General features: G+C 58.0%; 22 protein-coding genes and 2 tRNA genes. 10 read left to right on the forward strand and 14 right to left on the reverse strand.

Going from position 1 to position 24,205, the window contains the following annotated elements:
* The first annotated feature begins 89 nt into the window (after positions 1-89).
* The gene (locus tag OHL21_RS10680; RefSeq protein WP_263417259.1) at positions 90-953 is read left to right on the forward strand and encodes a metallophosphoesterase; all 864 of its coding nucleotides are present in this window, start codon (positions 90-92) and stop codon (positions 951-953) included.
* A gap of 240 nt (positions 954-1,193) precedes the next feature.
* On the opposite strand, the gene OHL21_RS10685 is transcribed toward OHL21_RS10680, so the two are convergent.
* Positions 1,194-1,757, reverse strand: coding sequence for a DUF3011 domain-containing protein (locus tag OHL21_RS10685; protein ID WP_263417260.1), 564 nt, complete (start codon positions 1,755-1,757; stop codon positions 1,194-1,196).
* A 223-nt stretch (positions 1,758-1,980) separates the two neighbouring features.
* The gene (locus OHL21_RS10690) at positions 1,981-2,781 is read right to left on the reverse strand and encodes an SDR family NAD(P)-dependent oxidoreductase (protein ID WP_263417261.1); all 801 of its coding nucleotides are present in this window, start codon (positions 2,779-2,781) and stop codon (positions 1,981-1,983) included.
* Positions 2,782-2,926: 145 nt separating this feature from the next.
* Between OHL21_RS10690 and OHL21_RS10695 the strand changes: the two genes are divergently transcribed.
* On the forward strand, positions 2,927-3,331 hold the full coding sequence (locus OHL21_RS10695) for a hypothetical protein (RefSeq protein ID WP_263417262.1): 405 nt from the start codon (positions 2,927-2,929) through the stop codon (positions 3,329-3,331).
* Positions 3,332-3,409: 78 nt separating this feature from the next.
* Here the strand turns inward: OHL21_RS10695 and OHL21_RS10700 are convergent.
* Positions 3,410-3,485 (reverse strand) — tRNA-Ile (locus OHL21_RS10700).
* A gap of 86 nt (positions 3,486-3,571) precedes the next feature.
* Positions 3,572-4,645, reverse strand: coding sequence for a glycosyltransferase family 87 protein (locus OHL21_RS10705; protein ID WP_263417263.1), 1,074 nt, complete (start codon positions 4,643-4,645; stop codon positions 3,572-3,574).
* A 140-nt stretch (positions 4,646-4,785) separates the two neighbouring features.
* Between OHL21_RS10705 and OHL21_RS10710 the strand changes: the two genes are divergently transcribed.
* The 4 genes from OHL21_RS10710 to thpR all read left to right on the forward strand — a co-directional run bounded on the left by OHL21_RS10710 (position 4,786) and on the right by thpR (position 6,816).
* Positions 4,786-5,139, forward strand: coding sequence for a DUF3175 domain-containing protein (locus OHL21_RS10710; protein WP_263417264.1), 354 nt, complete (start codon positions 4,786-4,788; stop codon positions 5,137-5,139).
* A 122-nt stretch (positions 5,140-5,261) separates the two neighbouring features.
* Positions 5,262-5,555: a hypothetical protein gene (locus tag OHL21_RS10715; RefSeq protein WP_263417265.1), complete on the forward strand. Its 294-nt coding sequence runs from the start codon at positions 5,262-5,264 to the stop codon at positions 5,553-5,555.
* A 164-nt stretch (positions 5,556-5,719) separates the two neighbouring features.
* Positions 5,720-6,274 (forward strand): HdeD family acid-resistance protein, encoded by a 555-nt coding sequence (locus OHL21_RS10720; RefSeq protein WP_263417266.1) that lies wholly within the window; start codon positions 5,720-5,722, stop codon positions 6,272-6,274.
* A gap of 5 nt (positions 6,275-6,279) precedes the next feature.
* Positions 6,280-6,816, forward strand: coding sequence for an RNA 2',3'-cyclic phosphodiesterase (thpR, locus tag OHL21_RS10725; RefSeq protein ID WP_263417267.1), 537 nt, complete (start codon positions 6,280-6,282; stop codon positions 6,814-6,816).
* A gap of 126 nt (positions 6,817-6,942) precedes the next feature.
* Here the strand turns inward: thpR and OHL21_RS10730 are convergent, their stop codons facing one another.
* Both OHL21_RS10730 and glmS read right to left on the reverse strand, forming a co-directional pair.
* Positions 6,943-7,470: an REP-associated tyrosine transposase gene (locus tag OHL21_RS10730; RefSeq protein WP_263417268.1), complete on the reverse strand. Its 528-nt coding sequence runs from the start codon at positions 7,468-7,470 to the stop codon at positions 6,943-6,945.
* Positions 7,471-7,476: 6 nt separating this feature from the next.
* Positions 7,477-9,354 carry a glutamine--fructose-6-phosphate transaminase (isomerizing) gene (gene glmS, locus OHL21_RS10735; RefSeq protein ID WP_263417269.1) on the reverse strand — a complete coding sequence of 626 codons (1,878 nt, stop codon included), beginning with the start codon at positions 9,352-9,354 and terminating at the stop codon, positions 7,477-7,479.
* 355 nt (positions 9,355-9,709) lie between these two features.
* On the opposite strand from glmS, the gene OHL21_RS10740 reads away from it, so the two are divergent.
* A complete protein-coding gene (locus OHL21_RS10740; protein WP_263417270.1) occupies positions 9,710-13,399 on the forward strand; it encodes a TonB-dependent receptor in 3,690 nt (1,229 codons plus the stop codon).
* 156 nt (positions 13,400-13,555) lie between these two features.
* Here the strand turns inward: OHL21_RS10740 and OHL21_RS10745 are convergent, their stop codons facing one another.
* The 4 genes from OHL21_RS10745 to purS all read right to left on the reverse strand — a co-directional run bounded on the left by OHL21_RS10745 (position 13,556) and on the right by purS (position 16,786).
* A complete protein-coding gene (locus OHL21_RS10745; protein WP_263417271.1) occupies positions 13,556-14,155 on the reverse strand; it encodes a histidine phosphatase family protein in 600 nt (199 codons plus the stop codon).
* Positions 14,156-14,518: 363 nt separating this feature from the next.
* Positions 14,519-16,021, reverse strand: coding sequence for a hypothetical protein (locus tag OHL21_RS10750; RefSeq protein WP_263417272.1), 1,503 nt, complete (start codon positions 16,019-16,021; stop codon positions 14,519-14,521).
* 56 nt (positions 16,022-16,077) lie between these two features.
* Positions 16,078-16,443 (reverse strand): hypothetical protein, encoded by a 366-nt coding sequence (locus OHL21_RS10755; RefSeq protein WP_263417273.1) that lies wholly within the window; start codon positions 16,441-16,443, stop codon positions 16,078-16,080.
* 46 nt (positions 16,444-16,489) lie between these two features.
* Positions 16,490-16,786: a phosphoribosylformylglycinamidine synthase subunit PurS gene (purS, locus tag OHL21_RS10760; RefSeq protein ID WP_317889969.1), complete on the reverse strand. Its 297-nt coding sequence runs from the start codon at positions 16,784-16,786 to the stop codon at positions 16,490-16,492.
* 56 nt (positions 16,787-16,842) lie between these two features.
* On the opposite strand from purS, the gene OHL21_RS10765 reads away from it, so the two are divergent.
* On the forward strand, positions 16,843-17,370 hold the full coding sequence (locus tag OHL21_RS10765; protein ID WP_263417274.1) for an inorganic diphosphatase: 528 nt from the start codon (positions 16,843-16,845) through the stop codon (positions 17,368-17,370).
* A gap of 207 nt (positions 17,371-17,577) precedes the next feature.
* On the opposite strand, the gene OHL21_RS10770 is transcribed toward OHL21_RS10765, so the two are convergent.
* Complete coding sequence (locus OHL21_RS10770; protein WP_263417275.1) at positions 17,578-18,444, reverse strand: dienelactone hydrolase family protein; 867 nt, start codon at positions 18,442-18,444, stop codon at positions 17,578-17,580.
* 98 nt (positions 18,445-18,542) lie between these two features.
* Complete coding sequence (locus OHL21_RS10775; protein ID WP_263417276.1) at positions 18,543-19,883, reverse strand: APC family permease; 1,341 nt, start codon at positions 19,881-19,883, stop codon at positions 18,543-18,545.
* 66 nt (positions 19,884-19,949) lie between these two features.
* Between OHL21_RS10775 and OHL21_RS10780 the strand changes: the two genes are divergently transcribed.
* Positions 19,950-20,042 (forward strand) — tRNA-Ser (locus tag OHL21_RS10780).
* 275 nt (positions 20,043-20,317) lie between these two features.
* Here OHL21_RS10780 and OHL21_RS10785 read toward each other — a convergent pair.
* The gene (locus tag OHL21_RS10785; RefSeq protein ID WP_263417277.1) at positions 20,318-20,596 is read right to left on the reverse strand and encodes a hypothetical protein; all 279 of its coding nucleotides are present in this window, start codon (positions 20,594-20,596) and stop codon (positions 20,318-20,320) included.
* Positions 20,597-21,198: 602 nt separating this feature from the next.
* On the opposite strand from OHL21_RS10785, the gene OHL21_RS10790 reads away from it, so the two are divergent.
* Positions 21,199-22,536 carry an MFS transporter gene (locus OHL21_RS10790; protein ID WP_263417278.1) on the forward strand — a complete coding sequence of 446 codons (1,338 nt, stop codon included), beginning with the start codon at positions 21,199-21,201 and terminating at the stop codon, positions 22,534-22,536.
* Positions 22,537-22,933: 397 nt separating this feature from the next.
* On the opposite strand, the gene OHL21_RS10795 is transcribed toward OHL21_RS10790, so the two are convergent.
* Positions 22,934-24,109 carry a M24 family metallopeptidase gene (locus OHL21_RS10795; RefSeq protein WP_263417279.1) on the reverse strand — a complete coding sequence of 392 codons (1,176 nt, stop codon included), beginning with the start codon at positions 24,107-24,109 and terminating at the stop codon, positions 22,934-22,936.
* Positions 24,110-24,205 lie beyond the last annotated feature (96 nt).

Below are 24,205 nucleotides of genomic sequence, written 5' to 3' on the forward strand. Positions count from 1 at the left end.
CGTGAAGGACCTGCTTTTTCAACGGTCGCACGCACGGATTCCGGTTCCAGTTGCGTGCAAGAATCAGGCCTGAGGTCAAAGCCGTGACCATGATCAAGAGATTGTTGACAAGCCTAACCGTCGCGCTGGCGGCCCACTATGCCGCCAGCGCGCAGGATCAGTTCTTCCTTCAGATGTCTGACCCACAGTTCGGCATGTACACCGCAAATGCGAGTTTTGCCCAGGAGACAGCGAATCTCGAATTCGCCATCGCGACCGCAAACAGGCTTCATCCTGCCTTCGTCGTAATTAGCGGAGATTTGGTGAATAAGCCGGGCGAACCAGCGCAAATAGCGGAATATCTGCGGATCACTCATCAGCTTGATGCGGGCATTCCCCTCTACAGCATCCCTGGGAATCACGATGTAGGGAACGTCCCGACACCTGAAAATCTCGCTGCCTACCGAAAAACGTTCGGTAGGGACTATTACAGTTTCCGGCACGGAGCGATGGAGGGAATCGTACTCAATTCGAGCATCATTCAACACCCGGAGCAGGTGATGGATGAGGAGGTCAAACAGCGTGAGTGGCTCGAGGCAGAGTTGAAAAAGGCTGTTGCCGAGCACGTCCAATGGATTGTCGTCTTCCAACATATTCCCTGGTTCCTGCACGATGCAGACGAGCCAGATCAATACTTCAACATTCCTCGAAGCGCCCGCACCCGGTATCTAAAGATCCTCAAGGACAACGGGGTACGGTATAACTTCGCTGGGCATCTGCATCAGAACTCCTTCGGAACAGATGGTGCATTCGAGATGATAACGACCGGCCCGGTCGGCAAACCTCTCGGAAATGCAAGCTCTGGAATACGGATTGTTTCTATCGGCAAGGATAGACTCTGTTACCCATATTTTGGGTTGGGAAACCTGCCGAATAAAGTCGAGTCTGATCTATGCAACGAAGACCGCCACTAGAGTCATGCCGCTGGCGGCGTTCGACGATAAGCGCTAAAGGCGCGTTCTATACCAGCCTGGGGCAACGCCCCAGATTTCCAGCACATTGGATATTAAAGGGCTGAAGGCCCGCTCTATAACTCTCATGCGAAGTGGCTAAACAACCTCTGGAAGAGGAAAGGCAAAGCCCATGTCCGGATCCCCGGTGCATGGGCTCTCCCAAATATGTCGAACCGCCCTTAAGCTCGCTGAACACGCAACTCAACGGATAGCAAAATCCGCACGGCAGCCGCGATCAACCCAGATGCCGTCGCGGTCATATCCCCAGGTTTCGCCCTGCCTGCAAGGCGACCCGCTGCGCTGCTTTATCAGCCGCACACCTCTCCTGATGGCTACACGGCAGTAGTTCCTGCCCATGTCGTTGGACTCACACGTAATGACACCGCTCGATGGACCCGACCACCCATTATCCGGAGGCCTTGTATCCGGAGGTCTGTTATCTGGATACGGCGGATAGCCCGGACCACCGCCACCCTGGTACGCGTCCGCTCTCACAAGGAAGTCGGCACGGCAGCCACGATCCACCCAAATGCCGCGGCGATCGTATCCCCAGGTGTCGCCTTCCCTGCAAGGCGACCCACTGCGCTGATTCAGCAGCCTGACTCCACGCGAGGTGTCCGCCTGGCAGTAGTGCCGCTTGCCGTCATCGGAGGCGCAGGTGAGTTTCGCGCCTTCACGATCCGTAGTTCCACTCTGAGCCTTGAGAGGTAATGCGGCAAGGACAAGGAAACCAAAGATAAACAGTAATAGTCGAAGTTGCTTCATAGTGCCCCTCCCATTCGCGTAGGACGTTGAGCCTAATTGAGCCAATAACCTGGATGGCTGCCTGTCGTACGTGTCAGCGGATTAGATGCAGAACAACTCCCTGACTGCTGCTACGCCACAGTCACTGAACCCAATAAAATCTGCGAAATGAGATCACATATGGCGATTTGGCTCTCCTGATTTTCAGGGAAAGCCTTCTTTCGCGGATATATGGATTACTGACTCAGATAAGGCTGCGGATGCTGCCACCATCCACGCCCCAAACTGCGCCGGTGACGTAAGAAGCGCGATCGCTGGCAAGAAACACCATGATGTTCGCGACCTCTTCTGGCTCGCCGAGCCGCTCCAGCGGAAGCTGCCGCAGCTTCATCTCGTGGTCGACGGCCTCCCGTGGGGGCATATTGTGGATCGCAGCCATGCCGTCGGCAAACCCACCAGGCCGCGACCAGAAGGTGCTCCAGATTGGCCCCGGGGCAACTGCATTGATGCGAACCCGGGGCGCCTCGGCGCGCGCAAGACTTTTCGTCAGGGAAAGCATTGCGGCTTTGAGCGCACCATAGTCAGCCGGAACCGCTTCAGGCTGCCGCGCGAGATCGGATGCATTGTTCACAATGGAAGCGCCCTTTTTCTCTCGCAGCAGAGGCAGCAGTTGCCGGGTCGCGCGCACGGCCGACATGAAGTTCAACTGGAACGTCCGCTCCCACTGCTCGTCCGTCGTCTCCATAAACGGCTTCGGATCGGCGTAGCCAACATTGTTGATTAACGCATCGAGGCCGCTGATCTGGCTCACCAGTGCATCAAGACCGCTCTTCATGCCTGCACCAGTGCTCAGATCTGCGACAGAGGCATAGGCCTTCACGCCCTGCGCACGAACCAGCTCAAGCGTATGCTCGAGTCCGGTTTTGTCGTGATCCACTGCCGCGACGTGCGCTCCCTCACTCGCAAACGCAACTGCCGCAGCTCTGCCAATTCCATTTGCTGCTCCCGTAATGAGTACAGTCTTGCCTTCCAGGCCGGTCTGCATGCCGCAATCCTTTGGATTGATTTTTATCATTGAACGAGACCCTATAAAGGTGCAACTGCTCTTTATGAGGCGCTGTATGGAAAGAAGCAGAGAGCCGCGTCTGAGACGAGTAGTGCTGCTTCGAAATTTCTGCGCGGAGACAATTATGCGCGATTTTGGCCTCACCCTCATTGTCTGCATTCTCATCAGTAGCACGAACTTAGCGAGCGTCGCCCAGCAAGCCCCGGCTCTATCGAAGACCGCCCTCGCCGTAAAACATAAGGCCGAAGGTCTCACCCCTCAAGCTCACATCACAGTGATCCGCATTGGCGCTCCTGAGGAGTTTGGCTGCTTCATCTCACATAGCCAGGATGGTTTTACGTTTTATGATGTCGACCAGAAGCAGGACGTGACGTTCAGATACGACGAAGTAAAGAAGATCAAAGACGGATATGGAGGATACAACTCCATCCAGGGCAGACATACCGATCGATCCAAAGGCATCATTATCGCCCTGGTCTTGGTAGCCGTATTGGGGGCTCTCATTGGAGCGGCCGCAGCAGCGAAATAACACACTATACCGGTCGACGGTGCAAATTATCGTGACTTCTCTCGTGTGAGCGCGGAAGGAGGTAATCAGCAAGGAACTTGGTGGGCCCGGCAGGATTCGAACCTGCAGCCAAGGGATTATGAGTCCCCTGCTCTAACCGTTGAGCTACAGGCCCAGATGGAAGCGGGTGGAATCACCGCTCTTGGCAGTTTACTGCAAGTCTTGAGCAAGGGGATTATGAGTCCATGCTTCCAAGCAGATTCACGAGCCCATAGGGACAGGCACGGCAACCTTCACCGAACGTGTGCCATACAGATAAAGACCCAACCAGGCCAACGGAGTCCATAGGTAATACGGTGATGTCATCCCGGCGCCGACCAGGACTTCCAGCAGGCCGGCAACGAGCACGCAGGCGAAGGGCGTCAGCGACTTCGCCTGATAGAGCGCAGCCATGAATGCAGGCAGCACGATGCACTCGTCCGTAACCCACGCATAGGGCGCGACCAGCACAGAGACGAGCAGCACCAGGTTCCACTCCGGCCGTTTGAAGTAAACCCAGACACAGGCAATGGCGGCAGGCACAAGCTGAAGCCAGGGCCAGGAGCGATGGACCATGCGCAGCATCAGGCTCAGGGTGGGAATGAACTCATTCTGAAGGTCTGCACTCCCTATCATCTGGAGATATTGCTGCCAGCCGTGCGGATCGATGGCGAGAGAGAACAGAACCATCCCTCCAATCGCCGTCACAGCCCCCAGCAGAGCGCGGCGGTGAAACAGGAGGAGCACAACAAAAGGCAGGAAAAGATGCGGCTTAATTCCGCAGACGACCAGAGCCATCCCTGCGAGGAAGGGCTTCGAATCTTTCCAGCGCAGGAACACAACGACGCCGAGCAGCAGGAAGAGGCCCATCTGGCCCGCCGTCAAACAGGCTAAGGCTGGTGGGAATAAGTAACCGATCAGATGCAGCCGGTCAGGCGGCCTTCCATGCATCTCCCAGATGATCCGCACAGAGGCCATCAATGAGAGAACAAGGCCCAGCGACCAGAGAATAGCGGAAACCTTGTGGCTGAACAACGCTGCAAGCACTGCCAGCGGAAACGCTGTCGGCGGATTGCGCATGTAGAACGGACGGTTATCGATGAAACCGGCCTGCTTCTCGACAGCCAGGATCGCAGGACCATACGGATTCTGCTTATGCAGCAGTTGCTTGCCCGCGGCCCAGTAAGAGATGAAGTCTTTATTGGCCGCATTGCCTGACGACATGGCAAAGGACAGGAAGGCAACACCAATCGCCAGTATGGAAGCAGCGACACCCATCCGTAGAAGCTTCTTCATCGTGATCGAGCTCCAGAGAGGGCCCCACGGTAACACAACTCAGAACGAATCTTCTAGAGTTTCCTGATCGCGAGCAGGTTACGTCGGCGACCTTCTTTATCACGTTGGCATCACACCTTGCTACCAAAGGAGGTTTCCTCATGGCCGCGACGAAGAAACAGGCAAAGAAGAGCACTCACGGCTCGCATGCAACCGGCTCGCACGCAACCGGCTCGCACGCAAAGGGCACATCCCGCCGGTGGTCGGCGAAGGTCAACACCGAATCCACCTATCCCGAAGAGGGCCTCTTCAAACAGGATGCCGAAACCATCGCCCGGCGACTGGCCTCGAAGAAGGTCTCGCCCAAGGGCCCGGCCTCCGGCATGCGCATGCTGGTCTTCTTCGAGAACCGCGCCGGCAACTCCCTCTCAACGGCACGCCGTAAAGTGCTGGAACATGCCAAGGAACTGCTGCACGAGAAGGTCGTCGCCGCCCGCAAGAAACGCGCCGCCTGATCTATCCGTCCGCTCTTACGAATGCCTTCCCCACCTTGCCCCGCCCTGACAACGTTAGGGTAAGCAAGGTGGCCACCAAAATCTAGACCCTCTCATCTAGCCTCTCTGCTAGGCTCGTCTGCATGGGAGCATGGCTGCTGCACAAGCTCGCCTGGGCGCTGGGCATCGGAGCCCTCGCCACCATGGCACTGTACATGGGCGACTGGGCTGTGTGGCGCATCCGCGTTGCGCGAGGCGGCGGCATGGGCGAGGTGCAACGCACCGAGGTTCAGATCGCATCCTTGAAGGGCAACAAGCTGGAGTACTACTATGGCGGCCAATGGCTGGCAGCCTGCAGCAAATCCATCTTCCCGCAGGCCGGCGAAGGCGCCTGCTGGTGGATCGATCGCCACCGCGAGGTCATCCAACGGTATTAGTGTGGTGTCTCATCCTGAGCGAACGGGGTCCCCAGCCAGCTTTGCTGGTTGGGGTGGTGAAGCGAAGGACCTGCTTTTCAGCACTTCCAGAATGACCTAATGTGACGGCGGACACCGATTCACATCCGCCATCTGGGCCACGATCAAACATCGAGGTGAACCGCATGACCCTGACCGTACGCAGCATCGCTCGGGAATCCATTGGCTGGTCGATCGCCTTGAGCGTCCTGATGATCCTTGTCGGCCTCTTCGCTCTCATTGCCCCACTGGCCGCAGGCGTCGCCGTCACCACCGTTATCGGCTGGCTGCTTCTGCTCAGCGGAGCCACCCATGTCTGGTTCGCCTGGCACGTCCGCAGCACCGGAGCCGTCATCTGGGAGGCACTCGTAGCCCTGGCCTACTTCTTCTGCGGCATCTATCTGCTGCTGCATCCTCTCGCCGGACTCGTCAGCCTTACTCTCATCCTCTCGGCCTATCTGCTGATAAAGGGCATCATAGAGCTGGTAGGAGGTTTCGGTCTGCGCGGCATGCCAGGCAGCGGCTGGATGCTGCTCGACGGCGTCTTCTCGATCGTGGTGGCGCTGATGATCTGGGCGCATCTACCCAGCTCCGCCGCCTGGGTTCCGGGAACACTGGTCGGTATCGCCATCCTCTTCAGCGGCTTCTCCCGCCTGCTGCTCTCACTCGCCGCACGGCGAGTCGTAACGGCTCTGCCATAACCGCAATGCGCCTATTCATCGGCTTACCCATCGCCGACGAAACCAGGGCAACCCTGCGCTCAATGGTGGACAGGCTGCGCACAAGCATTGATTCGAAGATAGGAAAGATCCGCTGGACCGATCCCGAAGGCTGGCACATCACCCTGCAGTTCCTCGGCAACTGCAATGAGCAACAATACGACTGCCTGGTCCGCGCACTGCGTTTCGTGCAGATGCATCCATTTCAGATCGAGGTCGACGGCCTGGACACCTTCGAACGTGCCGGAGTTCTGTTTGCGGGCGTGCGACTGAATGAAAACCTGGCCAGACTTCAGCATCAGATCGTAAGGGAAACAACGACCTGCGGCTTTGCCCCTGAAGACCGGCCATACCATCCGCACATCACCTTGGCACGGACACCGAGGGGAACGAGAATCCCTCCTCACCAGCTCATGAGATCAAACTCCTCCACTTATCTCGCAGAAAAATTCTGTCTCTATGAGAGCGTGTCGGGAGTGAATGGCCCGCAGTATCCGATTAGAGCTCAGTTTCCAAACCAATAGAAAATACGGTTCGAGCTTACGCTCGAATTCCCACTCATGCTTCGCATGAATGGGGCACCCAGATCTTACCTACCTCAGAATTGAGTGCCCCATCCATCGCATCGCGATGGGTGGGATGGTCAAACCTCAGGCGCCGCAGAATCCGGCGTAAGTCCACGACACTCGCTTCCGGATCTGTTCCGTCCACCACGAATCAATCTCGACGGTACCTGGAATGCCCGTCAAGTAATGCCGATAACTACTCCACGGCCAATCTTCAGGTCCTGCGACAAGACCGCGTGTCGAAGGATTCCGATGGATATAACGAAGCTTCTCAATCTCTTTTCCGCCAGAAAAGACATTGAAGTCGTAGTACCGCGTATGCCAGAAGTGCTCGCGCCCGGCTTTTAGTCTTCTTGATGTCTCTTGCTTCAAGAGCTTTACCGTCTGCGACAGAGATTCAAGTTCCGGCTCTGACACGAGCAAATGAACATGTTCCGGCATGACTACATATCCAACTACTTTAAACTGGTGCCTCTTACGCACACGCTCCAGGACAGACTCGAAGACGGTACATGCATCCGGCTCCCTTAGATAAGGGAGCCGTTGATAGCAACTGAAGGTCAGGAAATGGAGATGGTTCGCCTGTTGATACCTCTTGAGATGAGTAGGCACGACCTACTACTCCACCGTCACACTCTTCGCCAGATTCCTCGGCTGGTCCACATCACACCCTCTCCTCACAGCGATGTGATACGCCAGTAACTGCAGCGGCACCGTCTCCAGAATCGGCAACAACAACTCCGGAGCCGCCGGGATATGCAGCGTGTGCTCCACCAGTTTGCTGATCTCGTGATCGCCTTCCGTCGCAATCGCGATCACGCGGCCTGAGCGGGCCGTGACCTCCTGGATATTCGAGAGCGTCTTCTCATACTTCAGCACCGACTGCGGGTCCGTCGGGTCCTGCGTCGCAATCACCACCACCGGCAGACTTTCATCGATCAACGCATTCGGCCCATGCTTCATCTCGCCCGCCGGATAGCCCTCGGCGTGGATGTAAGAGATCTCCTTCAGCTTCAGCGCACCTTCCAAAGCGATGGGGTAATGAATGCCGCGGCCGAGGAAGAGGAAGTCGCGCGCATTGGAGAACGACTTTGCCAGATTCGCGCAGGCATCATCCACAGAGCGCAGCACCTCCTCCACCTTGCCCGGAATCTTCGAGAGCTCCGTCACCAGCTGCAGGCTCTGCTCCGCCGCTGCCGTGCCGCGTTGCTGCGCCAGGTACAGCGCCAGCGTGAACAGTGCCGTAAGCTGCGCAGTGAACGCCTTGGTCGAGGCCACACCGATCTCCGGCCCCGCATTCGTTGTGATCGTCCCGTGCGCCTCGCGCGTAATCGCCGCGCCCACCACATTGCAGATAGCCAGTGTCGGAATACCGAGCGAGATCATCTCGCGCTGTGCCGCGATCGTGTCAGCCGTCTCGCCCGACTGCGTGATCAGCAAGCCGATCTCGTTCGGACTGGCGATCGGGGAGCGATAGCGATACTCACTGGCGTAATCCACCTCAACCGGCAGGCGGGCCAGCCGCTCGATCATGAATTTGCCCGCAAGCGCCGCATGCCACGAGGTTCCGCAGGCAGCGATCGTAAGCTGCGTCGCCCGGCGAAACTCCTCCGGCCCCAGCTTCAGATCCGGCAGGAAGACCTGTCCACTCTCGAGCGAGACACGCCCCAGCGTGGTGTCGCGGATAGCGCGCGGCTGCTCATTGATCTCCTTCAGCATGAAGTGCTTGTAGCCGCCCTTCTCTGCCTGGATGGGATCCCACAGAATGCGCTGTGGTGTGCGATGCACTGGGCTACCTTCGAAATCAGTAAACCGCGCGCCCGCGGGCGTAAGCACCGCCAGGTCGCCGTCGGCCAGATACACAATGTCCCGGGTGTGATGCAGGATGCCGGGCACATCCGAGGCGAGGAAGTACTCGCCATCGCCAATACCGATCACCGCCGGAGGTCCACTACGCGCCGCAATCAGTGTGTCTGGAGTATTCGCCGAGAGCACGCCAATGGCAAAGGCTCCGGTCAGGCGCTTCACCGCGCGCCGCACGGCAGCCTCCAGCGCCTCGGCGCCCTTATCCGGACCGCCCTTCAGCTCCTCTTCGATCAGGTGAGCAATGATCTCCGTATCGGTCTCGGTGACGAAGCTGTGTCCCTTGGCCACGAGCTCCTGCTTGAGCTGCAGGTAATTCTCGACGATGCCGTTGTGCACCACCACCAGCGTTCCGCTGCAATCGCGGTGTGGATGAGCGTTCTCCTCGGTCGGACGCCCATGCGTCGCCCAGCGCGTGTGGCCGATACCATAGTTGCCGTGCAGAGGCTGGCCGGCGATCACCGTCTCCAGGTTGCGCAGCTTGCCCGGAGCACGCCGCAACTCCAGCCCTGAGTCAGAACCGGCGACAGCGATTCCGGCTGAGTCATAGCCGCGATACTCCAAACGGCGAAGACCTTCAATGATAACGGGAACAACAGGCTTGGGTCCGATGTATCCAACGATGCCACACATGTCCACCAGTGTAAGATGGGACGCCCCGGTGAAGCATTTTCCCTGTAGGTGTAGAGTAGGGCTTCTGCATCTATGGGCGTTTTCCGCAATGAAAACGCCGCTGCAAGCCCTTCCGGGATACCCAGCAACAGGGAAAACGCTCTAGAAGATCAAGAACAAACACAGTCCTGAGATTCCCTATGCGTGGATTTCCAGATTTCCAGACTGGAACCATCCCCACTAATAACCCGAGAGGACCTCTTCATAACCTGAGAAAATATCTCCTGGATCCGGCGAACAATACACCCTAGCGGTCCGTATCTCCCGTTGGCTCTCAGCCGGGAGCCGTCCCCTTTGGTTTTAAGGAGTTCCATCTATGTTGCGAATCACACGATGCCTCGTGCTCATTGCCTTGGTTTCATTTCTATGCGGAAGCCTGCGTGCCCAGCAGGGCCAGGATCTGGCCTCTCTGGCCGGCGTAGTGACCGATGCTTCCGGCGCGGTGATCCCCGGAGTCGCCGTCACGCTGAAAAACCCACTCACTGGAGTTGTCTATACGGCAACCACCAATAAGGAAGGTTTTTACCGCATCCCGGGCGTGGTCCCCGCCCAGACCTATGAGGTAACCTTCACCGCCACCGGCTTTTCTGATGCGCGTTTCACCGACGTGCCGCTTCTGGTCGCCTCCGCGCGAACCCAGAACGCGCAGTTGAAAGCGGGTGAAGCTGTTGCCATTGAGGTTTCGGTCGAGGGCCAACGAAATACCATCAATACCATCGACGCGACCATCGGCAATAACCTCGACATCAAGGCGGTGGACGAGCTGCCGATCGTAAATCGTCTCTCGCCGGTTGTGCTCTTTTCCCAGCAGCCGGGCATCAGCTCTGTGAATGGCACAACGCTCTCCGTGGCCGGAGCGCGTAGCGACCAGAACACCATGACTATCGACGGCCTGGATGTAAACGACATCGCCGCAGGTAGCAGCACCTCCATGGTCGGCAATGCACCGGCGGATTCCATCCAGGAGTTCCGCGGAACGGTCGCCGGCCTTCTCGCCAGCAGCGGCACAGGTGGTGGAGGCCAGTTCCAGTTGATCACCAAGAGCGGCACCAACAGGTTCCACGGAAACATCAACGAATACCACCGCGATGTCTCCACGGTCGCCAACGACTGGTTCAACAATCAGGCCGGCGTTCGACGCCCAAACTATATCCGCAATCAGTTTGGCGGCAATATTGGCGGCCCCGTCCTGAAAGACCGTCTCTTCTTCTTCTTCAACTATTACGGCTCGCGTATCGTACAGTCCGGAGTCCAGAACCGCATTGTCCCCTTGGACTCTTATCGCGCCGGCAACGTCTCCTATATCAAGGCGACAAACGGCAGCACCGCTTGCGCTGCCAACAGCCGGCAGGATACGACACCGCAGTGCATCGGCGTCGCCAATATCAATACTCTCGATCCGCAAGGGCGGGGCTTCAACTCCAATATCCTATCCGTCTTCAATAACCGTTATCCACACGCCAACCTTCTGAGCCAGGGTGACGGCGTCAACACCGGTGTCTATCGCTTTACTTTTCCCCAACCGGATAACCACAACATCTATGTTGGCAAAGTCGATTTCAACCTGACGCAGACGCAGCGTATCTGGGCCCGCGCCACAGTAAGCCGCGAAGATCGTGTGTATGCAGCGCCACAATTCCCGACCGATCCCCTGACCTTCCCCTTCCAGGACCGCTCCTATGGGTACGTGATCGGTCACAACTGGACGATCGGCAACAACAAGGTCAATTCATTCGAGTACGGGGATAACATCACCGTATTCAATTTCCCGACGCTGTATAACCCCACAGGGCTGAACACCTTCACTTTTGGCGGCGGCGCTACCACGTTTCTGAATGGCGCCTATGCCGCGCCTGGTTCGCAGCGCCGTCGCGTTCCCATCCCGGTTGTTCGCGACGATTTCAACTGGGCCATCGGACGCCATAACCTCTCCTTCGGTGGGACTTTCAAGTTCATCAAAACCAACAGCCTTCTCACCAATGACTACAACTTCGTCACCCTGGGCCTCGGTGGCAATCGAACCACACTCAATGCAAGCTTGCGTCCATCGGATATCCGCGCCGGCTCGACTGCTTCTAATACTTTTGACAGCGCCTTTGCTCTGGCTCTCGGACGCGTCGGCTCCATTAACAGCAATTACAACTACAACGCCGCCGGCAATGCACTCTCCCAGGGCAGTGGCGCGGTCCGCCGCTACCGCTATTACCAGACAGAGCTCTATTTCGGCGATATCTGGAAGGTTACGCCACACCTGACCATCGACTACGGTGTTCGCTGGCAGTACTACTCGGTTCCGTATGAAGCCAACGGCCTCGAGGCTGTGCAGAACACAACGTTCGATAGCTACTTCGCTGCACGTCAAGCGCAGAGCCGTAGCGGCATCTCCAGCAATGCAGCGGTTCCCTTCATCACCTACAATCTCGGCGGCAAAGCCAACAACGGTCCCGACCTCTACTCACCCAATTACAAGGACTTCGCCCCGCGCTTCGCCTTTGCATACAACCCGGCCTCCGATCCGAAGACGGTCTTCAACGGGTCCGTGGGCATCGTCTTTGATCGCACCGTCATTAATGCCGTGAATTTCGTGCAGGATCAGAGCTCGTATCTCTTCCAGAACACGGCCCCTCAGCCGTACGGTGGCCGTTCAAGCGCAAACGCAGATCTGCTCAACGATCCACGTGTGGGTACGAACCTGTCGGTACCTGCTCCAGCAGCCGCTCCCGCAATCACCAAACCATTCACGCCATATGTCACCAACAATGTCGGGAACGGATTGCTAAGCGGCCAGTTCAACACCATCATCGATCCCAAGCTGAAGGATCCGTACTCTCTGATGTACAACTTCGGCATCCAGCATGAGTTCCCCGCAAACTTCGTCATGCGGTTGAACTATGTAGGCCGCCAGGGTCGTCGCTTACTAGCGCAGGCAGATGCCTCGCAGTTGATTGATTTTCCCGACAACGCCTCAGGACAAACCCTCAATCAGGCGTTTTCAAACCTTGTCGTTCAGTCTCGGGCGGGCGGCGCGTTTACCAATCAGCCGTTCTTCCAGAACCAGGTCACCGGTGGCACCGCTTATGTCTACAGCAACTACGCGTCATTGCTCTACGCGGGTGATTTCGCTGATACCGTACAGGCCCTGTACGCCAGCGGTAGGCTCGGTCCAAATATCGGCATGCCGACGCAGTTTGCCGGCAACACCTTCATGACCAACAAGGGCTTTTCCAGCTACAACGGTTTTCTTGCAACAGTCTCGAAGAACTCGGCGAAGGGCGCTCGGTTTGACGTCAACTATACCTGGTCGCACTCAATCGATAACGTCTCGGCCGTGGCGAACTTCATCCCTTCCAGCCAGGGCTTCGGCTATGTCTGCGATGTAACCCAGCCTCGCGCCTGCCGGGCAAACTCTGACTTCGATATCAACCACGTGATCTCCGCCGACTTCATCTACGATCTACCCTTCGGCCGCGGACGCACCTTCGGTGCGAACACGCCGCTATGGCTCGACGAGATCATCGGCGGCTGGACACTCTCCGGTCTTCCGGGATGGCGTAGCGGCCAGGCACTCAACACCAATACCAGCGCGTTTGTCGCCGGTTATGCCAACAACTCGCCTGCAATCTTCAACGGCGATAGGGGCGCCATCCGCAAGCGCGTTCACAAGGCCAGCAACGGGGCCATAACCCTCTTCGATGACCCGGCAAAAGCGGCAGCCGCCTTTGTCGGTCCGATCGGGCTAACTATCGGCAATCGAAACGTCCTTCGCGGGCCGTCCGCCTGGGGCATGGATGCTGGATTAGCCAAGACGTTCAAGGTGATCCCCGAAAAGGTCAACCTGAAGTTCCGGGCCGATGCCTTCAATGTCTTCAACCATCCGGTCTTCTCTGCCCCGACCTCAGCCAACCAGAACATTTTCGCCTCCTCCTTCGGAACGCTCACCAGCATGCAGTTGTGGAACGGAACCTCCTACCGCGTCGCGCAGTTCGCGCTGCGGCTGGAGTTCTAATAGTAGGCAAACAACAACAGAAAAGCCCGGGCAATCGCCCGGGCTTTTTATCTAAGTCCATCGGAAAAATGTGGTCATCCTGAGCATCGCGAAGGACCTGCTTTTCTATCCTTCAATCCGCCCGAGGCTCTCGTTGTTTATAACGAAATTCACAGACTAGATCTTGTCGCCCGGCGTGCGGTTCCACGTCTGCAGCACACGCTGATCATGCTCGTATCCAAGAATCGACAGCGATGCCGGCACCAGAGAAAGCAAACGCGCGCCACGCGGCTCCAGCCCCAGCCACGTAGCAGCCAGGATGCGCAGGATGTGACCATGAGCCACCAGCAACGTGTCTCCCTCGGGTGCTTCGGCAAGCGCCGTATCGATCACTCTCTGCGCACGAACGGCGACTTCTTCGATCGTCTCGCCGTTGGGAATCTCGGAGTCGAAGATATTCCAGTGCGGATCGTTCCGCTGCTCGCGGATCTGCTGTGTCGTCAGCCCCTCGAAGATGCCGTAGTTCCACTCCGATAGATCAGGATTCACCACCGCATGTGGCCCATACCCTAGCAGCGTGCAGGTCTCGCGTGCGCGTTGCATAGGACTGGTCTGCACCAGCGCAAAAGGCCTCTGATTCAACAGCGCCCCGACTGTACGGGCCTTCTCCCGTCCATTTTCCGTAAGGGGAATATCCGTAACGCCGGTGTGCTGACCTGAGAGCGACCACTCGGTTTCACCGTGGCGGACGAGAAAGAGACGAGGCTTGGAACTCATGATGTCAGTGTAGAGGAGAGACGTCGATCAATTGCGGAAAGAAGAACCGGAAGTCAGCCCTCGCGAAAACGTACCTCCGCGGCTGAAGCCGGCATCGTTGTGAGGCTTCGATACGGCATGGCTGAAGCCATGCTCTTAACCAAAACAAAAAGCTCATCCTGGTTTCGCGCTCCGCGCGAATGCCTTGCTTAAGGGGACGGCTTTCAGCCGTCCCGTACGTCTCCCAGGAGGAAAGCGGCTTCAGCCGCTGAGGTACCTCGCCGCATACTCTCCGGCAGTATCCCTTAGTGGAGTAAACCACTCCTGATAGAGCGATGCCCATCCCCTAACGCTAGTTCGAAGAATAGGCCGCATCGACTTGCCCTAAACAAACGTAACCAGCTTCGCCGAAGCCGCCGGCACACTCACCGGAATCGGCCCAGGCGTCTCGCGGATCATCATCGTGTGCATCTCGCTGCCCAGCTTCGCCTCATGCGCCTCAAGCGATGGAGCCGTCAGCGTGCGGATATCCGCAATCCCCTTTGCCGTCACATTCACCGTAATCGAATGCTTCGCATCCTTGTTGATTACTGCCACCGCAAGCTTGCCACTCGGCAGCTTCGCCGCATAGATGCTGACGTTCACACTGCCGGTCTCCGCCTTTACCGGCAACAGCGTAGCGCCCGCCAACAGACCGGCAAAGCGCATGCCGAAGTTCACCGGCTCCGCCGTGTAGCGGCCATTCGGTTCTTCATTGATGAGCGTATAAAACGGCCGCGGATGCGGCACAGTGCGATCAGGCATCAGCTCTTCGCCGGGCAGCGTACCACCGAGCGAATCGGCCACCTCCTTGCCTCCACCGCCATGCAGATTCACACCCGAGTAGCCATAGCTCGCCAGCATCAGCAGATAATCCGCCGCCCACAGAGAAGCCGCAAAGACATCCGAGAAACCTGGCTTGCCGCCGCGATAGCACGTGTTGCCCTCAGTCATGCGATAGGGAAGCTTCAACGCCTCGCCCGCCTCGCGGGCCAGCTTCGCCTTCGAGATCGCAGCCGGATCCGTCGTCAGCAAATTCTGGATCGTCGCCTTCGGATTCGACGGAGGACCCGTGAAGTAATAGTGATGCGACAGCGACACAAGCTGCGGCTTGTTCTCGACCGCAGGCCACAGTGCTGCGATCTTCGGCAGCCAGGTCACATCACTGGCCACATCCGGAATGCCGAACTTCGCACTCGGCGCCTTGGCACGAATCGCGTTGGCATGCGTCAGCCAATCCTTCAGATAGGCCTCCACACCCCATGTCTTCGAGTCGCGCAGATGACGTCCGAAGATATCGACCTCATTACCGACCTGCAGATATTCCAGCCGGTCTCCCAGCGTTTTGATCACGAAGGCAGCCTCGTCGGCATTGTCCTCAGGCCGCGCCGTTCCCAGGTTCAGCCCATAGATGCAGGTCCATCCCGTGGCCTTCAGAAACGCAGCAAGATTCCGAACACGCTCCGGCGAGATGATGTAGCTGAGATTGGCATTCGGTTCGCCAACCACGGTCTCCGTATGCGGACGCTCCGGTGGCTTCGTTCCCGGTTTTGCCTGCCACCACGAGAACTCGCCGGTGTTGCCGCCCAGACGCAGAACGCCGCGCGGCGACAGCGCCTTGAACTCCGCAATCAGATTCTTGTTCGCTGCGGTAAAGACCTCCGGCTTGCTCAGCTGCTGGCGCTCGTATGACAGCCCAATGAAATTCAGCGGAATCGTGTGGGTAGGGTGCTGCGCATCAATGCTGACGGCGACAGCCGCCTCTCCGGCCTGGGCAAAGATACGGTGTGATAACGAAGTGGCGGCAAGCGTGGCTGCAGAGGTGCGAAGGAATCGGCGGCGGTCCATAACGTTCTCAGCATAATGCTTGCGCGCGCAGGACCGTCAGCCGTTTGCCAAATGCTCTATACGTGATGTTTCCGGGGCAGATGTCCACCAATGTACGCCGCCGGCGTCATCACCAGGATGGCGATAATCGGCGCCCAGAAAGTAGAAAACTGGCGCCAGGTCTGCCAGATATTCCAGGCCGAAAGAATGAAGATGATCGCTGCCGCATTCGATCCCGCCGAGGTATTGGCCGCAATCAATGTCGCTAACACGCCGCCCACCAGAGCAACCAGGATCCCCGCCAGTGCAGTCTCCACCATGTAGCCGGTCGACGCCGGCAGCCACGGATCATGCTTGGTGATGGAGAAGAACCAGACGAGATATCCGGCCAGCGCGAACAACGAGCCGGCAATAGAGCCGAGGAAAATACGAAAGTTTTTCATGGCCGGGAGGCGTGCCAATGGGATTATGCCACGTTGGCGCGCCCGGTTACTCCTCTATGCGGAAGCTGTATTCTTCGATCACCGGATTGGTCAACACTTCGCGGGCGATCTTATCCACCTGGACCTCGGCAGCCGCCTTATCCAGGCTGGGATCGAGCGTCAGAACGAAATATTTGCCCTGCCGGACGGCCGTTACGCCGCTCATGGAAAGACGGCGCAAGGCGTTTGCAATGGTCTGGCCCTGGGCATCCAGGACGGTGGTTTTCAGCGTAACGTAGACATGCGCCTTCATCTGCTTGATTATAGAGGCAGGGGCCGGCCGCCTGAAGGCAGTGACTGGCATGACTGTGATAAGGTTCCGCAGTACCCATTCCCATCCCGAGGATTAATAACTCCGCAATGGTTGATTATCTTGGCTTGCCCATCGGCGACAAGTCGCCTGAGAGCGTGACGGCTGTCATTGAGATTCCCCTCGAAGGAATCAAGAAGTACGAGTACGACAAGAAACTGGGCGTCTTTCGCCTGGACCGCAATCTATACTCGCCCGTGCACTATCCGGGTGACTATGGATTCATCCCCAGCACGCTGGGCGACGATGGCGATCCGCTGGACATCCTGGTGCTGGTCGATACTCCCAGCTTCCCCGGCTGCGTCATGGATGCTCGCCCAATCGGCGTACTCGAGATGATTGACGGCGGAGAAGGCGACGAAAAGATCCTGGCCGTGGGCGAGGGAAATCCGCGCTACACCGACGTCTCCGACTTCTCCCAGATCTACCCCCACATCCTGAAGGAGATCACCCACTTCTTCTCCATCTATAAGGATCTGGAAGGCAAGCGCGTCGAGATCAAGGGATGGAAGGGCGCCGCCGACGCCAAGAAGAAGATCCTGGAAGCCGCCGAAGCCTTCAAGTCAGGCAAGAAGTAAACCGCACACGGCATCCGCAAGAACAAAGGCCGTCCTAACGGACGGCCTTGTCATTTTTGTAACAAATGCCGGGTGCCGGGTGCCCCATATCTCGGCTATGCCGAGATGTGGGCATTCGCGCTCCGCGCGAACCGTTTTTTGTTTGTCATCCTGAGCCGCAGGCGAAGGATCCGCTTCTCTACCCATATCGCTATCACTCGAAACGAACTACGCCAACCGCCGCTTATACAGCGCCAGCAACTCCGCCCAAGCCTTCTCCGCCCCCGGCTCGTTGTAAACCTGGCTGCCCTTCACCGTCCATCCATGCGCACAACCCGGATACACCTCCACCTTCGCCGGCAACTTAGCCGCGGCAAAAGCTTCCTTCAGCTTGTCCTTTGCCGCCGGATCACGCTGATCGTCGTTATCCGCCACAGCCGAGTACACCTCAGCCTTCATCTTCGGAATCATCAGATGGGGGCTATCGGGCTTATCGGTCACCAGACCACCGCCATGGAAGGTCGCAGCCGCCCCTACCCGATCAGGCACCGTGGCCGCCGTGCGATAGGTCAGCGGACCACCCATGCAATATCCCTGCACGCCCATCTTTTTCTTCTTATCGGTCTGCGGCTGCGCATCCAGAAACGACATGTAGGCCTTGGCGTCGCTGATGTTGGCATCCGCCGTCAGAGCCGCCGCCAGCGGCATCACCTTGGCCCGATCTTCGGGCTTGCTGAAATCGAACGATCCATCAACCACCGGCGCCTTCGCGTTGCGATAGAACGGATTAGGCACCAGCACCACATAGCCCTCGGCGGCCAGACGACGGCCCATATCGCGGAAGACCGGACGAAGGCCAAGGATATCGGTCCAGACCAGCACCGCCGGCCACGGACCTTTGCCTTCGGGATAGAACAACGCCGAATCGGCGACGCCCGAAGCCATCGGCACATTCACATCTTTTTCAACAACCTTCGACTGCGCCCCGGCAGCCGCGGAGGTAAGCACAACGGTTGCGGCAGCACCCAGGCCAAAGGCCCGGCGGGTAAGCGTGGGATCGTGAATCAGCCCCTGATGAATATGTTCATCGCACATGACTGGCACTCCTTAGTTGAATTGCAGAGAAGATGTGTGGCAGTCAGCAACATTAACAACATTCGCTGCTGCTTGTCATAGGACGTGGCGGTCTACTGCTAAGACTCATCCGCGGCAACTCCATCCCGGGTGGCGACCGGCGAGCAGTTCCGGCAGAACAGATACAACACCGGTCCCACTGCCGCGATCAACAGAGAAAACAGCATCGCCGACATGCCATACGCACGCTCCTCGCGCGATGCCCACAGCGCAAAAAAGATCAGCACCGCCGGCCCGATACCAACAGCGATCGCCATCCCCAATCCACCCGGAATGCGGAAGGGCCGCCTCATCTCCGGCTCGCGCAGCCGCAACACCACCAGTGCCACATACTCCAGCAACAGCGACGCTCCATAGAGCACAAGATCGATGGAGATCAACCGCTCAAAGGTCAGCCCCAGCGCCAGGGCCCACGCAGTTGCACAAGCTACGATGCAAACCCACGGCACACCCGCACGATTCACGCGGGTAAACACCTTCGGCAGCAGACCATCCATCGCCATCGCGAAGGGAAGCCGCGTATACGACATGGTCAGCGCCGTAAAGGTCCCCAGGCCATCGATGGATCCAACGAAAACGATCGAAACCGCCAGCAGCGGACCTCCGAAGACCTTCGCCGCATCCACCCAGGCGCCGGTGGTGAAGCGGTCCGGCGACAGCCCTCCCAGCCACACCGCCAACAGCGGCAGACAGTAGACAAACATCACCATCACGGCTGCCCGGATCATCGCGCGCGGATAGTTGCGCTGCGGCTCTTCCACCTCAGCCGCAATGGTCGTGGCGTTATCCCATCCCATGTAGTTCCACATGGCCACCAATAACGCGCCAGCAATCGTGTGCTGCACCGGCAAACCCGCATAGGCATGCACTGCCGGATGGCGCACCGCGTAGCCCAGCGCGATGAGCACCAGAATCGCAAATGGCGAGAGCGAAACGATCATCATCCAGACCGAGCCCTCGCCCACCGCAGCCGCACCTCGCAGATTCCACAGAACCGCCAGCAGAATCACCAGCAACTGCAACATGGTTCCGCGATGCCCCGCGGTCATGAACGGAGCCACCCGGCCCAGATACTCCGTGAAGATCGTGGGATAGATGGCCATATCGAAGACCGACGCGGCCAGCGAAAGCCATGCCTCCTGGAATCCCCAGAAGGGCCCCAGGGCTCGCCGTACCCAGGCATAAAACCCGCCCTCAAGCGGAATGGCCGAGGCCAACTCGCCGATCATCAGCGCCGTGGGCAGGCTCCAGACAAAGGGCAAAAGCATCAATAACAATAGGGCGCGGCCGTAACCAGCCATGCCGATAATGTCCTCCAGGCCATACGGACCGCCGGAGACCATGTAATACGCGCCTGCCAGCAGCGGCAGCAGACGAAGCTTGCGGACAGATTTTTGCATTGCAGCGATGGCTTTGAATGTACGGGAATTTGCGGCCTTCCGGTATACTGATCTACATCGCGCGCTGGAGAGATGGCCGAGTGGCTGAAGGCGGCGGTTTGCTAAACCGTTATAGGGCCAAAAGCTCTATCGGGGGTTCGAATCCCCCTCTCTCCGCCAGTTTCCCCCACAAATTTCAAGAAGCCAGAAACCTGAGACATTTCTCAGGCTGTACAGAGCACGCCTTTTTCTTTGTCATTTCGGAGCGATCGGGGTCCCCAGCCAGCTTCTCTGGCTGGGGACGAAGCGTCAGCGGAGAAATCCGCTTTGATGGATCTTTCAAACTAGGTGCACCATCCTCGGGGTCCCCAACGAACTTTGTTCGTTGGGCTGAATGCTCGCAACGCTAGGATGGGCGGGAAGACCTCAGATTCCTACGCGTACCGGAATACACCCTAATTCACCACCGAGAACTCTTCCGACCAGAACCCAGCAGCCAGCAGCGTATCCTCATGCTGCAACTCACCCTGCGCAAGAAGAACCCCATTATCGAAGTTATTTCCGACGGCGAATGACGCTTCTCCAATCGGAAGAATGCCAACCTCCTCAAGGGCCACACAGGCATCCTCCGGAGTCTCAAATTCACATTGCCAGCAGTTCGAGGGCAGATCGCTACTGACAACTGTGACGCGGACGCCTTCCAGGCGGTGGCAGACCATAGCCGTCGCTTTCATGGCCCCCTAGGATGCAGCGACCGCGTGCAGGAGTTTCAGGTCCCACAAGAAAAATTGCGCACCTTGTACCGGATCACAACTTGCGGAGAATGATTTCATCCGCCAGATTTCACCTCTCCCAATACCGCAGTATTTTGGAAGACGGAAACCTGTTGCGCAAAGCGCAATCGTTCGCATTGCGGTACGAATGTCTCGTTAAGGGGACGGCTTTCAGCCGTCCCGTACCCAAGCGACAAAGAGAGCGGTTTAACCGCCGAGCCAAATTGCATGTGTGCCGAAGTACAACCTCGCCGGCCAACTTTTGTCATTTCGTAGCGCAAGCGGAGAAATCTGCTTCTCTACCATAGGAACCCCGCTACTCCCTGCCGTGCGAAACAGACGCTGCTTCGCACATCAAGAATCTGTGGAGACGCTCTACAAACCACTTCTCGGAGGGTAGGGATAGCGGTTAACACACCGTGAATTCGACTTCCCGTTCAATTCCGGTCACTTGCCAGAGGAAAAAGCAGGACATTCGCCCGTGGTGTTAGTCTCTCCTCCATCCGACAATAGTAAAAACATCTGTTCCCTCGAACTGCGCGCATCATCTTACAGGACTCCGTATGGCCTTTGAACCCTCTGATTCCGGGTCCCGCTCCACAGCGGACCAGTTTTCCGGTTACCCGGATTTGAAGAAGCGCTGGCTGTACATCATGCCGGTCGTCTTCGTCACCTATAGCCTGGCCTACGTCGACCGGGCGAACTATGGGTTCGGCGCCGCCGCGGGCCTGGCAGACTCCCTGAAGATCACCTCCGCCCAGTCCGCCCTGCTGGGGTCACTCTTCTTCCTCGGTTACTTTGTCTTTCAGATTCCCGGCGCAGCCTACGCCCGCAAGCGCTCCGCTCGCCTGCTCATCGGCCTCGCCCTGGCGAGCTGGGGAATCCTCGCCTCGCTGACCGGCGTCATCACCCAATACTGGGTCCTGGCTATCGACCGCTTTCTATTGGGAGCAGCCGAGAGCTTCATTCTGCCGGGCATGCTGATCCTCCTGACCAAGTGGTTCACCAAATCGGAGCGATCCCGGACCAACACCCTGCTGATCCTCGGCAACCCCGTCACCGTCCTCTGGATGTCCGCCGTGACCGGCTACATCATCAAGGCCTTCGGCTGGCAGATGACCTTCGTGATCGAAGGCCTTCCTTCCGTGCTGTGGGGGATCATCTGGTTCCTCGTCATCCGCGATAGCCCCGAAAAGACCTCATGGGTCTCCAAAGAGAGCACCACGAAACTCAGCGAGGTCCTGGAGAGAGAACAAGCCTCTCTTCCCAAAGTCGCAAACCTGTCCAGCGCCTATACCAATCCCAACGTCATTCTGCTCTGCCTGCAGTACTTCCTCTGGAGCGTTGGTGTCTATGGCTTCGTTCTCTGGCTTCCGGTCATGATCAAAGGCGGCTCTTCGCAGGGAATCGGCATGACCGGCCTGCTGAGCGCCATCCCATATGCCTGCGCCATCATCCTTATGCTGCTGGTCAGCTACTTCTCTGACCGCACCGCAAAGCGCACACGCTTTGTATGGCCCTTCCTCATCCTCGCCGGCGCAGCCTTCTTCGGCTCATACCTCACCGCCGGCCAGAGCTTCTGGATCTCCTTCGCCTTCCTCATCCTTGCCGGAGGAGCCATGTATGCTCCCTATGGTCCGTTCTTCGCCATCATTCCCGAAATGCTGCCAAGCAATGTCTCCGGCGAGGTCACGGCGCTAGTCAACAGCCTTGGAGCTCTGGGCTCTTTCGCCGGCAGCTACTTCGTTGGCTGGCTGCAGGGATATACCGGCAACTCCAAGGCGGGCTACCTGCTGATGTCGATCGCTCTTACCCTTGCCGGCCTGCTCATCCTCCCACTCAAGGCAGAGCCACATCGCACAGAAGCACCCATCCCCGCAGAGCACGCGGTCGTGGAGTAACGCCATATCGTCTAGATGCCATTCTCCATCAGCTATAGAGCCATGAGGGAGGTCTAAAGCTGATGGAGAATGGCTCTAGCTAGTTCGCGCCTGCGGCGCGAATGCCTTGCTTAAGGGGACGGCTTCAGCCGTCCCCTACTGAGTCCAGAAGAAATGCGGCTTTAGCCGCTGAGGTACCAAGCCATGACCTCAGTGGCTAAAGCCGCATTTCTTGCCACTTTATACGGCACGGCTGAAGCCGTGCCCTTAAGCAAAACAGGAGCAGACTCTCTCAACGAGAACAGCTCCAGCGTGATGGGTCTGAAGTCCTTAGCACTTTTGTCATCCTGAGCGCAGCGAAGGACCTGCTTTTTCAACGCTTCGGATAGCAAAAACTCTTCACGATCTATGTCACGAACTACGACAAAACCTTCTTATAAGGTCCAAGAACCAGCACTCCGTCTTTGGTCACAACGACGTCATCCTCAATTCGTACGCCGCCATATACGGCTGTATAAATGCCCGGCTCGACGGACGTAAACATCCCCTCTTCCAGCACATCCTCGGAGCGGGGGCCAAGGATCGGCGCCGGTTCGTGGTATCCGAAACCGAGTCCGTGCCCGGTTACGTGCGGAAAGCTGGCGCCATACCCAGCATCTTCAATCACAGCTCTGGCTGCGGCATCGACGTCCCTGGCGCGCACACCAGGATGGATGGAGGCAACAGCCGCCTCCTGCGCCTTGCGCACCGTCTCAAAGATCCTGATCTGTTCGTCACGCGCATGCCCCGCAAGGCGAACGCGGGTCCGGTCTGCCCAGTAGCCATCGGCCACAACTCCGAGCTCCAGCACCGCAATATCTCCCTCGCCCATCGGCCTCATGGTCGAGATCACATTCGGCCGATGCGCACACGCTGTTTCGGCATGCCCGGTAGTTACCTGCGCAAAGGCCCTCACCCGCACACTTTCGCGATAACCGGTACCACGCACCATGACCGCCTGTTCTACCTGGGCAGCAAGCTGCACTCCGGAGATGCCGATCCCCACAGCCTGTTCAAACGCCTCCAGACCGAAGCACGAGACCTCACTTGCTATCGCCAGCCGCGTAATCTCATAGGGCGTCTTCAGCACCCGCTCTTCCAGCATCAGCCGTGTCACGTCGACCAGCGTCTTTCCCTCACACGCCTCCCTGAGCAGTCGGTGATAGGAAGCTGTGGGCACCAGGCTCTCGGCTGCATTCCATGAGGGAGCAACCATCTCGAAATCTCCCTCGTACCCAATAGTGCGCCAGCCTGGCTTCACCTGTTGCGCAAGCAGGTCTTTCACGGCCACCGCTGTCGGAGGATCCATCGCTCCACCCAGCGCATAGTAGATCGCTTCGCAGTCGACCAGCGAACTGCACACCTCCGCCTGATAACACTCCGGCACAATGCAGACCGATGTTCCTTCGCGGGGAAAAACCAGGTAAGCGGCACCAATCATCGGCCAGTGACCGCTCAACAACAACACGTTCTCCGGTAGGCGGAGAATCAGTGCATCCAACTGCTTCGCTTCCATGGCCCGGCGCATGCGAAGCCTGCGTTCCTGATTCAGCATTCCCTCTCCCCTTCGCCCCACGCATAGAGATAGAGCTTCTCCTACACGTGACCTGACATGGCATCACACGTTGCCTTCGGCTTCATTGGCGATCGA

The sequence above is a fragment of the Terriglobus albidus genome (genome assembly GCF_025685425.1).
In the GTDB taxonomy this organism is placed as follows: domain Bacteria; phylum Acidobacteriota; class Terriglobia; order Terriglobales; family Acidobacteriaceae; genus Terriglobus; species Terriglobus albidus.